The following is a 12,853-nucleotide window of genomic DNA, read 5'->3' as shown; positions in this document are numbered from 1 at the left end:
GATTACTTCTTCATCTGTTCCTTGAGGGCTGCCAGCTTGGCGAAGGGCGAATCCGGATCGATCGGCTTCTCCTTGCGCGGCGGCTTGGCCTCGAAGCGCAGCGGCTGGGCGCCGCGATTGTTGTTCCGGTCGTTACGGTCATTGCGATCGTTACGCTCGCCGCGGTCCTTCCGATCGCCACGGTCCTGACGATCACCGCGCGGCTGGTCCTTGCGCTCGCTCCTTGCCTGCTGCGGCCTGCCGCCGTCGCGGCCGCCACCGTCCTTGCCGCGGCCGTGACGGTTGTCGCGCCCGTCGCCGCTGCGATTGCTCTCGCCGCCTTCACCGCCGTTCGGACGACGATTGCGCTCGCCGCGCTCCTGGTTCTGGCCGCCCCGGCGTTCGCCATGGCCGCCGCGTGCCTGGCGGTGATTGTCATTGCGACCGCCGAGACGCCACAAAAGAACCGGCTTTGGTTCCGCCGGCTCGCCAGCTTCCCCGGAAGCGGCAGTCTCTGCCGACGCGGCTGTCTCGGTCACTTCGGCCGCAGCGTCGTTGTCGGTCGCTTCTGGCGCGGGGGTCTCGGCTGCCGTCGACGCCGCCTCGGCTGCTGATGGCTCGGAAGCAGCCTCTTCCGTCGCCGCGTCGGCATCGTCGTGATCGGCTTTTTCTACCGCTTCTTCCCCGGACATTTCCGCGGAGGCGGCAGGGGCTGAAGCTGCGTCCTGCGCCGCAAGATGGGCCGACGCCTCTTCCGCCTTCACGGCATCGGCGCGATAGCCGAGGCCCTTGAGGATCTCTTCCATGTCCTCGAGCGTTGCCCCGAGAATCGACAGCATCGCCGTCGTCGTCGTGAAACGGCGACCGTCATAGGCGCCTTCCGGACGATTGTTCTGACCGGGCTTCCATTGCAGCAGCGGACGGATGATATCGGCAAGCCGCTCCAGAATGTCGATGCGCACGGCGCGCTTGCCGAGGAAACGGAAGCCGGCGAGCTTGTAGAACATCCGCTCGAAGCTCGGATCGGTGACAACGGAGGTGCGGCCAGCGGCAAGCACGGGAATGAGATCGCCGTAGCCCGGCTTGTCGAGACCGTCGTTCTTCAACGCCCAGAGCAGCGTGATCAGTTCGGCCGGTGCCGGCTTCAGAAGGGCCGGAACGAAGATATGATAGGCCCCGAAACGGACGCCGTAGCGGCGCATGGAGGCGCGAGCCTCCTGATCCAGCGACTTCACTTCTTCGGTGACGTCGCGGCGGAAGAGCACGCCGAGATTTTCGACCAGCTGGAAGGCAAGACCCTTGGCAAGGCCCTGCAGGTCTTCGGCGCGCGACAGATCGTCCAGAGGCTTCAATACCGTGCTGATGTGATGATTGACGAAACGTTCGATGCGGGCGGCGACGTGATCGCGGGCATTGCCCGTCAACTGCTCGTCGGCGAGCAGGATCACGCGCGGCCGCATGACGTGATCGCTGCCGGAAAGCCGCGCCACCGGGTCGCCGAGCCAACGGATCAATCCATCCGAACCGATCGCCAGATCGCTGTTACCCGCGGCATGCAGCCGGGCTGCACGGGCCTCGAACTCGAGCGCCAGCGCCTTCTGCGACGCAGCCTGAACCGCCTTGGCATCCGGTCCATCCGTTCCCGCCACCGGGGTGAAACGGAATCCGCTCAACTGCCCTACATGATGTCCTTCAACGAAGACATCGCCATTCACACTGATTTCAGCTTCCAGCATCGCATTCTCTCTCAGGCGCTTCATGAGCACAGATGTCCTGCGATCAACAAAGCGTTTCGTCAACCTTTCATGTAACGCATCGGACAATCGATCTTCGATTTCCCGCGTCTTTTCCTGCCAATGTGTCGGATCGGCAAGCCAGCCGGGCCGATTCGAAACGTAGGTCCAGGTCCTTATCTGCGCGATTCGCGCCGAAAGCGTGTCAATTTCCCCATCAGTTCGATCCGAGCGATGAACCTGCTCCGCAAGAAACTGCTCGTTCACCGTGCCATAGCGCACGAGATCGGAAAAGAGGGTCGAAATAAGATCGGCATGTTGGGCCGGAGTGATACGCCGGTAATCGGGCAGCGCGCAAGCCTCCCAGAGTTTTTCGACGCGGGCCGGCCTGTCGGCGAGGTCCATTACCTCGGGGTAGCGCGAAAGCTGCTCGAGCGCCTGCTGGTCGACCGCCGGCAGCGCCCGCGTCAGCCCGGGCACGCGCGGCCCGGCCTCCAGGCTGGCGCGCAGCGACTGAATCGAGGAGAAGTCCATCTCCGTCGTGCGCCACTGCAGAACCTTGACGTTGTCGAATTCATGTCCCTCGATGCGCTGCACCAGTTCCTCGTCGAAAGGCGAGACCTGTCCCGTGACGCCGAAGGTGCCGTCCCGCACGTGCCGCCCGGCGCGGCCGGCGATCTGGCCGAGTTCGGCCGGATTGAGGTTGCGGAACTGATAGCCGTCGAATTTCCGGTCCTGGGCGAAGGCGACGTGATCGACGTCGAGGTTGAGGCCCATGCCGATCGCATCGGTCGCCACCAGATATTCGACGTCGCCCGCCTGATAGAGCGCGACCTGCGCATTGCGGGTGCGGGGGCTCAACGCCCCCAGCACGACTGCCGCGCCGCCGCGCTGCCGGCGGATCAGTTCGGCGATGGCATAGACCTCGTCGGCGGAAAAGGCGACGATGGCGGAGCGCTGCGGCAGCCGGGTGATCTTCTTCTGCCCGGCGTAAAGGAGATGCGAAAGCCGCGGCCGCTCGACGATGGTGATACCTGGCAGGATATGCTGTAGGATTGGCCGCATCGTCCCTGCACCCAGCAACAGCGTTTCATCGCGGCCGCGAAGATGCAGGATGCGGTCGGTAAAGATATGGCCACGCTCGAGATCGCCTGCGAGCTGTACCTCGTCGATCGCGACAAAGGCGGCTTTGGTCTCCCGCGGCATCGCCTCGACAGTGCAGACGGAAAAACGCGCATTGGGCGGCGAAATCTTTTCTTCGCCGGTGACCAGCGCCACGTTCTGCAAGCCGACCTTCTCCACCACCCGCGTATAGACCTCGCGGGCCAGGAGCCTGAGGGGCAGGCCGATCACGCCGGTCCCGTGTGCGACCATGCGCTCGATGGCATAATGGGTCTTGCCGGTATTGGTTGGTCCAAGCACCGCGGTCACACCGCGCCCGCTCAGAATCATCGGCTGCGAAGTCAGAGTCATGGTCCATGCAAGTGAGGCAGGCGCGCCCCGGGAAAAATTTTGCCATCTCGATGGAGGCACAGAACACATGGACAGCTACCGCCGCAAACGCAAGGGCAGATTTCAAAATGCGTCGGGGATTGCGACCTGTGCGAGTCGTCTCGACGGTGCGTATTTCCAATTCGGAACAGCGTGAGAACGAATCAGAGACGAATCGCTGACTCCTATTGATTCAGCTTTTGTTCACGGCTAAGTATTGATTTTGAATCACTTTTTCCTACTAAATGCTGAATCGCGGAACTCTCTCCTGTTGGTATTTTGTGACCGTGCCGGAGGTCTGGCATACGCTTTCTGCCAAGTGAAAAATGCGTCGAAATTAACGTCTCGATCAAATACGGAACAAATCAGCGACGAATCGCCGACTGCTCGGCTTTCCCCTTTCGTTCACGGCCAGATCTGGTGGCGTCGCCATGTTCTGCCGCTAGATGCGGGGCAGGCGGCGAGGTCTCGTCACGTCGGTGTTAATCTTCCGGCGAGCAAATTCACACAGCGTTAAGCCGGACCCGCTTGCCCAGTGGGATCGATCAAAAACGGAACGAATCACCGACGAATCGGAGACATCGAGACCTTCCTGCTTTGTTCACCGCAACATATTGTATTTAAACGCTTTTTTAACCATACGGACGGTTTGTGAGGGGTGACGGATCACAAACCATGAATCGCCTTGCGTGCTAATTTACGCGCCCAACCGGGAACAAAAATCGCCAATGCGTGTTTCTTGTCCATCCAGATTGCGGATGAAATGAAGGAAAAACACCATGCTTGGCACGATACTTCTCGTTATCCTCATTCTGCTCTTGATCGGAGCTCTGCCAAACTGGGGTTATAGCCGTGGCTGGGGCTATGGACCTTCCGGCGGTTTGGGGCTAGTTCTCGTCATTATCATTATCCTTGTACTAATGGGCCGCATTTAAAGCCCGACAACTTGGGGAGTTACGACATGATGAAGAAGATTGTTCTTATCGGCGCGCTCGTGGGCGCTCTCGCATCCTGCACGGCGACCGAACAGGGCACGGCGATCGGCGCCGGCACCGGTGCGGTCATCGGCGGCGCGGTCACCAACAGCTGGGGTGGTGCCGCTGTCGGCGCGGTTGCCGGCGGTCTGACCGGCGCCCTCATCGGCCAGTCGGTCGAACGCCGCGGCTACTGCATCTATCGCGACCGCTACGGCCGCCGCTACGAGGCTCGTTGCCGCTACTGACCGACAAGTCATATCGGACTCCCAACGGGCGCTTCGGCGCCCGTTTTCTTTGCCGGCGCGTTCGTCAATGTGACGTTGACGAACGGTCGTGAAAGTCAAATCTACCGGCGCCCACTAGCTTGGCGCATATTTCCTTCGTGAGCGCAGGGCAGGTACCATCGCCCAAGGCACTGAAAGGAATATTTGCATGGACCAGATTGTCCTGAATTCCACCGTCGCCATTCTCGTTGCCGCGGCTTTCCTGACATCCGCGGTCTCAGCTCTTCGCAGCGGAGATCGCTCGCGGCAGCGAGTGCCTGTCAAGATTCGGGTTCAGCGAGACCGGAACACCGGCAAGCGCTTCTGACCTCCCGAACAAAAGCAAAGGCGCGTCCTGCAACGCGCCTTTGCAAATCAACAAACGTTCGTCCTGTCTTAAACGAAGAATTGCCCACCATTGGCCGTCAGCGTCGAACCGGTGATGAAACCAGCATCGTCGGAGACGAGGAAGGTGACGCAGCGGGCAATTTCTTCGGGCTCGCCGAGCCGGCCGACCGGGATCTGCGGAATGATGCGTTCATTCAGTACCTTCTCCGGCACGGCAAGCACCATTTCCGTTCCGATATAACCGGGGCAGATGGCATTGACGGTAATGTTTTTCGCCGCCCCTTCCTGAGCAAGCGCCTTGGTAAAGCCGAGATCGCCCGCCTTGGCCGCCGAATAGTTCGCCTGGCCCATCTGGCCCTTCTGGCCGTTGATCGACGAGATATTGACGATGCGGCCGAAGCTGCGGTCGCGCATGCCGCTCCAGACCTGATGCGTCATGTTGAACAGGCCGGTCAGATTGGTGCTGATCACCTCGTGCCACTGCTGCGGCGTCATCTTGTGGAACATCGCGTCGCGGGTGATGCCGGCATTGTTGACGAGGATTTCGACCGGCCCGATCTCGCGTTCGACCTTGGTGATCCCTTCACCGCAGGCAGCGTAGTCCGAAACATCCCATTTGAATACCGCAACGCCGGTGACGTCATGAAAGGCATGAGCCTTCTCGTCATTACCGGCATAAGTGGCCGCAACCCTGTAGCCGGCATTTTTCAGCGCCATGGATATCGCTGCGCCGATGCCGCGTGTACCTCCGGTGACCAGAGCCACTCTGCTCATGTTCCGCTCCCCTCTGTGTTTTCGCCTGCTCGTGGCGGCATTTAATCAATGACGGATATGCTGTTTAAGGTGCTTCAAAGCACATGGCGACGCCCATGCCGCCGCCGATGCAAAGCGTGGCGAGGCCCTTCTTCGCGCCGCGGCGCTTCATCTCGAACAGCAGGGTGTTGAGAATGCGCGCGCCGGAGGCGCCGATCGGATGGCCGATCGCAATCGCCCCGCCATTGACGTTGACGATCGACGGATCCCAGCCGAGATCCTTACTGACAGCGCAAGCCTGTGCCGCGAAGGCTTCGTTGGCCTCGACGAGATCGAGATCGTTCACAGACCAGCCGGCCTTTTCGAGCGCCTTGCGCGATGCCGGGATCGGGCCGGTACCCATGATGGACGGATCGACGCCCGCCGTTGCCCAGGAAACGATTCGGGCAAGCGGCTGAATGCCGCGCCGCGCCGCTTCCGCCTCGCTCATCAGCACGGCGGCGGCAGCGCCGTCGTTGAGGCCGGAGGCATTGGCGGCGGTAACCGTGCCTTCCTTGTCGAAGGCCGGACGAAGCTTGCCCATCGCCTCAAGCGTCGCGCCGTGGCGGATATATTCGTCGGAATCGACGGTCACGTCGCCCTTACGCGTCTGGATAACGTAGGGAATGATCTCGTCGGTGAAGCGGCCAGCCTTCTGCGCGGCCTCAGCCTTGTTCTGCGAGGCGACGGCGAACTGATCCTGGTCATCGCGCGACAGCTGCCACTGCCGTGCGATATTCTCGGCGGTGATGCCCATATGGTAACCGTGAAAAGCGTCGGTCAGGCCGTCCTTGATCATCGTGTCGACCATCTTCATGTCGCCCATCTTCGTGCCGCTGCGCAAATGCGCAGCATGCGGCGCCATCGACATGGATTCCTGGCCGCCGGCAACGATGATGCTGGCATCGCCGGTGGCAATCTGCTGCATTCCGAGCGCGACGGCGCGCAGGCCCGAGCCGCAAAGCTGGTTGACGCCCCAGGCCGTTGCCTCCTTGGGAATACCGGCCTTGATCGCCGCCTGGCGGGCCGGGTTCTGGCCTTCACCCGCGGCCAGCACCTGGCCGAGGATCACCTCATCCACCTCGCCGGCATCGACACCGGCACGCGCGAGCGCGCCCTTGATGACGGCCGCGCCGAGTTCATGCGCGGGGACCGTTGCAAAAGCGCCGTTGAACGAGCCGACTGCTGTCCGACCTGCGCTGGCGATGACGATGGATGAATTGCTCATGGGGTGGCTCCTCGTTTTTCGTCTTACTTACATAAGGGGAAACTGGCAAAGCTTTGAGCACAAGTCAAACGGGAAGACCGGTCGCCGCCATTTTTCGGCGGCAGCCGTCAAGGCCGATTCGTTTGATCTGCTAAAGGTTTGCCGCAACGCACAAAGAGATTGTCACCGGCCTTCTTTTGCGTTTACAGTCTGAAGTGGAGGAACATCCAAAATCAGACGGGGGTTCAGGAGACTGATATGGCGAAGAATGAGGGTCAGATTGTCATCAAGAAATACGCCAATCGCCGCCTGTACAATACAGGCACCAGCACCTATGTGACGCTGGAAGATCTGGCGGAGATGGTGAAGAAGGGCGAAGACTTTACCGTCCAGGACGCAAAAAGCGGGGACGACATCACCCATTCAGTGCTGACGCAGATCATCTTCGAGCAGGAATCGAAAACCGGCAACACGCTGCTTCCGATCTCCTTCCTGCGCCAGCTCATCACCTATTACGGTGACCAGATGCAGATGGTCGTGCCGAGCTTCCTCGAACATTCGATGCGCGCCTTCAGCGAACAGCAGGCCCAGATGCGCGAACAGGTAAACCGCGCCTTTGGCGAGACGCCGCTCGGCAAGAACCTGCAATTGCCGATGCAGATGGTCGAGGACCAGGTTCGCCGCAATACCGAGCTGTTTCAGCAGGCAATGCAGATGTTTTCGCCATTCATGGCGCCGCCAGCGGCCAAGGAAAGCCGCAAGGCCGAGGCCAAGGACATCGACGAGTTGAAGGAGCAGCTCCGCGCTCTCCAGAACAAACTCGACAACCTATAGTCCGATCGAAACATCCCGCCCGGCGCTCCGGATCGAAACGGCAAAACCGCCGATCACATCGATCAGAGCGATCGTCATCAAAATGAAGAACACCTGCGTCGCAGCGTCCTGGACGAGCAGAAACTCGACCAGGAAGGCGATGAAGACCAGCATCGACAATATGTGATTGAGGAGGTTGCCAGGCCCGGTTCGCGTTGCTTTCAGGATTTCGAAGAACAACACGACGAGGGCAACGACAATGAAGAGATCGCCGAGCGCCATGCTCCAGATCGCGCCCGAGAGCATCGACAGCACGATGATGTCATGCTGCAAGGCGGCGATGCCGCCGCCGCCCATCAGGCCGAGCATCGCCAGATTGTAAAGAATAAACGGAATAATCATCAGCGGCATTGCGGCTACCATCGGCAATCTCCTTGCGCAGCAAGAATACTGCCGCAAACCGCCGTCCTGCTGCAAGTCGTTGCAAATATTATCTTGCCGAAATGCAAAAGGCCGGCATGAAGCCGGCCTTGAAACTTGCGATCGGACGAGCCGGTCGGAAATTACGCGCCTTCCTTCGGCGTCAGAACCTGACGGCCGCGATACATGCCGGTCTTCAGGTCGATATGATGCGGGCGGCGCAGTTCGCCGGAATTCTTGTCTTCGACGTAGGTCGGAGCTTTCAGCGCATCAGCCGAACGGCGCATGCCGCGCTTGGACGGGCTCGTTTTTCTCTTCGGTACAGCCATTTTTCTTACTCCACTTGCGGGCAAAACATTCCCACGGCCAGACTGGCGGCCGAAACGGACATGTCGCGATTTCGGAAATTTTGCGCGCTTATACATGCAAGGGGCGGCCTTGACCAGTCCCCATGCGTATTTTTTGCGAGGCCGATGATTCGAGCCTCAGACCTCGTCTTCCGCCACGATCCAAGGCTCGGCCCGGGCGGCCTCTTCCCATTTCCGCCAGGCCGGATGCGCCTTCATCGTCTCCATGTAGGTGAGTGTATCCTTTCGGTTGACGAGATCATAGACGTCGAACCGGTTGACCACAGGCGCAAACATCGCATCCGCGCCACTGAAGCGCCCAAAGAGAAACGGTCCCCCGGATTTCTGCAGAAAGTCTCGCCAGATCGTCTCGATACGGCTGACATCGGCGTCGACGTCGTCAGGCAATGCGATCGTCCCCTTCGGCCGGCGAATATTCATCGGGCAGGCATTGCGCAGGGCTCGGAAGCCGGACAGCATTTCCATCGAAACAGAACGGGCGAGTGCCCGTTCGGCACGGGCGCGCGGCCAAAGGCCGGCGTCCGGATAAAGCTCGGCGGCATATTCGATGATCGCCAGCGACTCCCAGATCTTCAACGCGCCATGCTGCAGGACCGGCACCCGGCCACTCGGCGATATCGCCTTGATCTTGGGATTGCCGCCCGCATCATCGAAAGGGATCAGGATTTCTTCGAAATCGACGCCGGCGCTCGTCAGCGCCATCCACGGCCGGAACGACCAGGAAGAATAATTCTTGTTGGCGATGTAGAGCGTCGGTCTGTCCATAGGCCTCTCCCGTTCAGGCATCGAAATCGAAGATCAGCAGTTCGTGGAAATGGTTCATGTCCTCGTACACGCAGAATGCCGGTGGCGTCAGCTCGAAAACGGGGACCTTGCGGCTGACGTCCTCGACCACGTCGTCGAGCATCGCCTGCCAGCGCGGCAGGGCTTCGTCCTCCAGCCAGTCGATAGGATAGGCGAAAGTGACGTGGAACTTGTAGTCCGCATGGTTCGGCTGCCGATAGCCGGGAAGATCGGCAAAGGCGTCGCGCCAGGCGCGCATGATCCTACGGTCCTTCTCCGTCGCCCCATCGACAAGCAGACCCGAGGGACGAGCACCGATGACCCCGACATTGAAGGGCTCGGCCATCGAAAAACTGTCGAGACGCGCGGCCAGCAGCGCGGTCATGTCGTCGATCGGCGTGTCGAGAGGGAGGTCTGCAGGCCAGCAGTCCTGCCGGCGCCTGGTCTCAATGACGCATTCGAAAAGCGTCATGTGAAGGCTCGAGATCGGCGTGAAGAGAAATTGCGACGCCTCGGGCATCGCCAGATATTTTTCACGCGCCTCGATCAGTGCCGTGAGCGTCGTTGAACCTTTCTCGGGATGACAGACGATGGTGTTGCCGGCTTCGGGCAGGAAACCGCCGATCCTGCGATAGCGGCTGCCGAGATGGGGAGGTGGGTTTTGATTGTGCGTCTTCGAGTAAAGGAGAAGTTCGGGAGAAAAGGTCGGGGCGGTCATGGGCGACTCGGGGGCTCTGGTTGGATTGCATTCGCCCATATGGCAGAACCAAGAATGTCAGATGACGGCCACCGCTTCTAATGACAAGTTGTGATCTTATTCATAGATGCACTTGATGTAGTCGCCCGAACCCTGCGCACGCCTCTCGATGACGCCGGCAAGCCGGCGAAGGCCTCGTCCGGGCTTGCCCGCCTTGCGGTCGATCGGGTTCGGGAGCGAAACGGCAAGCAGCGATGCTTGGCGTCGCGTCAGCTTCGAGGCCGGCACCTTGAAATGATGCTGGGCGGCGGCCTCGATGCCGTAAATGCCGGGGCCCCATTCGGCGATATTGAGATAGATTTCCATCAGCCGCCGTTTCGACAGGACGAAATCCGTGGTGACGGCGAGGGGAAGCTCCATCGCCTTGCGCACGAAGGAGCGGCTGTTCCAGAGGAAGAGGTTCTTGGCCGTCTGCATCGGGATTGTGCTGCCGCCGCGTGTCGCCTGACCTTTCAGCGTGTCCTCGACCAGCATCCGCATCTCTGCCCAGTCGACGCCGCCGTGGAAGCAATATTGACCGTCTTCCGACATCATCACCGATTGCACCAGGACCGGAGAGATCTCATCCAACGACACCCATCTGCGGTCATAGCCGCGCAGCAGCACCAGATCGCGCAGCATCAGCGTCGAGACGGGATGGATGAAGGGCAGCAGGTAGAGGAAGATCAGCGCGTAAGGAAGGATCAGCACGGCCAGAACGGCAAGACCGACGCACCTCAGCACAGGCCGATCTTCGAACCATCGCCGACGGGCCGGCATGTCGGCGATATCCTCTCTCTCCGTCGCTATGTCCAATGTCCCCAGCCCATTTCTCTCCCTTTCGTTCTCATAACGCCTGTGAGCCGCTTATGCCAGAGGACAAGGGAAATCTTGCGGCAGTCATCGACAATTCCGTTGCAAGCCCCGATGCCCCATGCCAAACAGCGCCCATGGACGCGAACCGGAACACTTTCGAGACGAGGCTTAGCAACAACGCCCGCGAAATCGAGGCGCTGCTCGATACATTGCTTTCGCCGAGCCCTCTTTCCGATGAAATCGTCAGGCCTGACACCCTGCGCAGCGCCATGCATTATGCCGTGCTGAATGGCGGCAAGCGATTGCGCCCATTCCTTGTGGCCGAAAGTGCGGCCCTTCTCGGCGGCGATGTGCAGGCGGCCCTTCGGGTCGGCGCCGCACTCGAATGCGTTCACTGCTATTCTCTCGTGCATGACGACCTGCCGGCCATGGACGATGACGACCTGCGCCGCGGCAAACCGACAGTGCACGTCAAGTTCGATGAAGCCACCGCGATCCTCGCCGGCGACAGCCTGCTGACCTATGCTTTCGACATTGTTGCCGCGCCGGAAACCGCCCTTCCCGATACGAGCAAAGCGGCGTTGGTGCTGGCGCTCGCCCGCGCAGCCGGTCTCGGCGGCATGGCCGGCGGCCAGGCGCTCGATCTGGCGGCGGAAAAGCAGGCTCCCGACGAAGCCGGTATCATCCGTCTGCAGGCGATGAAAACAGGCGCGCTGATCCGCTTCGCCTGCGAGGCGGGCGCCATTATCGCGGCAAGCCCGCCCGAAGATCGCCGCCGCCTGCGTGCCTTCGGCGAAAAGATCGGCCTCGCCTTCCAACTCGCCGACGACATCCTCGACCTGACCTCGGATGCTGAGACCATGGGCAAGGCGACCGGCAAGGATGCGGCCCGCGGCAAGGGAACGCTGGTGGCGCTTCACGGCATGGAATGGGCCGAGACCGAGCTCCGCCGGCATGTGCGCGATGCCGAGGACCTGCTCGCCCCCTACGGGGCGCGCGCCTCCACCCTCACCGCCGCTGCGCATTTCATCGCCGACCGCAAGAGCTGAGGCGAAGGTCAGGCCGCCAATATCTCCTTGAGGGCGGAAACCAGGCGGGCGCATTCCTCGTCGGTGCCGATGCTGATGCGCAGGAATTCCGAAATGCGCGGCTCGGCGAAACGCCGGACGAGGACGCCACGCTCCCGCAGCTCGGTCAGAAGTGCAACGCCCGGCCGGCTCGCGTGCCTCGCAAAAATGAAATTCGCCTGCGACGGCAGCACCTCGAAATCCAGTGCCTCAAGCTCCCGGACGAGGCGTTGCCGGCTGGCGATGATTTTCCGCCGGCATGTCTCGAACCAAGCCTCGTCTCTGATCGCCGCCGTCGCCCCGACCTGTGCCAGGCGATCGAGCGGATAGGAATTGAAGCTGTCCTTGACGCGCACCAGCGCCTCGATCAGGTCCCGGTGCCCCAGTGCGAAGCCAACGCGCAGACCTGCGAACGAACGAGATTTCGACAAGGTCTGGATGACCAAAAGGTTGGGATAGCGAGAAATGAGCGGCACTGCGCTTTCGCCGCCGAAATCGACATAGGCCTCGTCGATCACGACTACCGCATCCGGATGAGCAGCAAGAAGCGTCTCGATCCCGGTCCGCGGCAGGCCGATACCCGTCGGCGCGTTCGGATTGGGGATGATGATCGCGCCGCACGGTCTGTCGTAATCGGACAGCCGGATCCGGAACCGATCGTCGAGCGGTATCTCGATAGTCTCGACGCCATATAGCAGGCTATAGGTCGAATAGAAGCTGTAAGTCACATCGGGATAGAGAAGCGGCAGATCGTGGTTCAGCAGCGCCTGGAACGTATGGGCGAGAACCTCGTCGGAGCCGTTGCCGACGAACACTTGTTCGCTCGTCAGCCCCAAACGGGCGGCGATCGCCTCGCGCAACTCGGTGGCGGCGGGATCGGGGTAGAGCCGCAGGCGGTCGTCTGTCGCTTGCCTGATCGCCTCGATCGCCTTTGGGGACGGCCCGTATGGATTCTCATTGGTATTGAGCTTGACCAGGCCGGGAATACGCGGCTGCTCCCCCGCGACGTAGGGCCGAAGCTTGCTGACATTATCAGACCAATACCGGCTCATTCGAACGC

The 12,853-nt window shown here is 61.0% G+C and carries 14 protein-coding genes; 5 read left to right on the top strand and 9 right to left on the bottom strand.

Annotation, left to right across the window (positions count from 1 at the left end):
• Window positions 1-2: 2 nt before the first annotated feature.
• Window positions 3-3,185 carry a helicase-related protein gene (locus tag CO660_RS07890; protein WP_097598258.1) on the bottom strand — a complete coding sequence of 1,061 codons (3,183 nt, stop codon included), beginning with the start codon at window positions 3,183-3,185 and terminating at the stop codon, window positions 3-5.
• Between the two features lie 797 nt (window positions 3,186-3,982).
• Between CO660_RS07890 and CO660_RS07885 the strand changes: the two genes are divergently transcribed.
• From CO660_RS07885 to CO660_RS33225, 3 genes are all read left to right on the top strand, one after another.
• A complete protein-coding gene (locus tag CO660_RS07885) occupies window positions 3,983-4,138 on the top strand; it encodes a DUF3309 family protein (protein ID WP_003543790.1) in 156 nt (51 codons plus the stop codon).
• A gap of 26 nt (window positions 4,139-4,164) precedes the next feature.
• Window positions 4,165-4,425, top strand: coding sequence for a glycine zipper domain-containing protein (locus tag CO660_RS07880; protein WP_009991900.1), 261 nt, complete (start codon window positions 4,165-4,167; stop codon window positions 4,423-4,425).
• Between the two features lie 187 nt (window positions 4,426-4,612).
• Window positions 4,613-4,771, top strand: coding sequence for a hypothetical protein (locus CO660_RS33225; protein ID WP_176536248.1), 159 nt, complete (start codon window positions 4,613-4,615; stop codon window positions 4,769-4,771).
• A 68-nt stretch (window positions 4,772-4,839) separates the two neighbouring features.
• Here CO660_RS33225 and CO660_RS07875 read toward each other — a convergent pair whose 3' ends face one another.
• Window positions 4,840-5,565 carry a beta-ketoacyl-ACP reductase gene (locus CO660_RS07875; protein ID WP_097598257.1) on the bottom strand — a complete coding sequence of 242 codons (726 nt, stop codon included), beginning with the start codon at window positions 5,563-5,565 and terminating at the stop codon, window positions 4,840-4,842.
• Window positions 5,566-5,629: 64 nt separating this feature from the next.
• The gene (locus CO660_RS07870; RefSeq protein ID WP_097598256.1) at window positions 5,630-6,811 is read right to left on the bottom strand and encodes an acetyl-CoA C-acetyltransferase; all 1,182 of its coding nucleotides are present in this window, start codon (window positions 6,809-6,811) and stop codon (window positions 5,630-5,632) included.
• Between the two features lie 237 nt (window positions 6,812-7,048).
• Between CO660_RS07870 and phaR the strand changes: the two genes are divergently transcribed.
• Entirely contained in the window at window positions 7,049-7,624 is a 576-nt protein-coding gene (phaR, locus tag CO660_RS07865; protein WP_085779817.1) for a polyhydroxyalkanoate synthesis repressor PhaR, read from the top strand.
• Here the strand turns inward: phaR and CO660_RS07860 are convergent.
• The 5 genes from CO660_RS07860 to mtgA all read right to left on the bottom strand — a co-directional run bounded on the left by CO660_RS07860 (window position 7,619) and on the right by mtgA (window position 10,726).
• A complete protein-coding gene (locus tag CO660_RS07860) occupies window positions 7,619-8,026 on the bottom strand; it encodes a hypothetical protein (RefSeq protein ID WP_085779816.1) in 408 nt (135 codons plus the stop codon). The two genes, phaR and CO660_RS07860, sit on opposite strands and share 6 nt — an antisense overlap.
• 140 nt (window positions 8,027-8,166) lie before the next feature.
• Complete coding sequence (gene rpmF / locus CO660_RS07855) at window positions 8,167-8,352, bottom strand: 50S ribosomal protein L32 (protein ID WP_085779815.1); 186 nt, start codon at window positions 8,350-8,352, stop codon at window positions 8,167-8,169.
• 156 nt (window positions 8,353-8,508) lie between these two features.
• On the bottom strand, window positions 8,509-9,156 hold the full coding sequence (locus CO660_RS07850) for a glutathione S-transferase family protein (protein ID WP_097598255.1): 648 nt from the start codon (window positions 9,154-9,156) through the stop codon (window positions 8,509-8,511).
• 13 nt (window positions 9,157-9,169) lie between these two features.
• The gene (locus CO660_RS07845) at window positions 9,170-9,892 is read right to left on the bottom strand and encodes a DUF1868 domain-containing protein (RefSeq protein WP_097598254.1); all 723 of its coding nucleotides are present in this window, start codon (window positions 9,890-9,892) and stop codon (window positions 9,170-9,172) included.
• Window positions 9,893-9,988: 96 nt separating this feature from the next.
• Window positions 9,989-10,726 (bottom strand): monofunctional biosynthetic peptidoglycan transglycosylase, encoded by a 738-nt coding sequence (gene mtgA / locus CO660_RS07840; RefSeq protein ID WP_176536247.1) that lies wholly within the window; start codon window positions 10,724-10,726, stop codon window positions 9,989-9,991.
• A 134-nt stretch (window positions 10,727-10,860) separates the two neighbouring features.
• Here mtgA and CO660_RS07835 point away from each other — a divergent pair, with 134 nt between their 5' ends.
• Window positions 10,861-11,775 (top strand): polyprenyl synthetase family protein, encoded by a 915-nt coding sequence (locus CO660_RS07835; protein WP_097598329.1) that lies wholly within the window; start codon window positions 10,861-10,863, stop codon window positions 11,773-11,775.
• Window positions 11,776-11,783: 8 nt separating this feature from the next.
• On the opposite strand, the gene hisC is transcribed toward CO660_RS07835, so the two are convergent.
• Window positions 11,784-12,845, bottom strand: coding sequence for a histidinol-phosphate transaminase (gene hisC, locus CO660_RS07830; RefSeq protein WP_097598253.1), 1,062 nt, complete (start codon window positions 12,843-12,845; stop codon window positions 11,784-11,786).
• Window positions 12,846-12,853: the final 8 nt, after the last annotated feature.

The organism is Rhizobium sp. L9 (genome assembly GCF_002531885.1).
Taxonomy (GTDB): Bacteria; Pseudomonadota; Alphaproteobacteria; order Rhizobiales; family Rhizobiaceae; genus Rhizobium.
The sequence above is the reverse complement of the archived record's forward strand: the minus strand, read 5'-3'. Positions and strand labels throughout refer to the sequence as shown.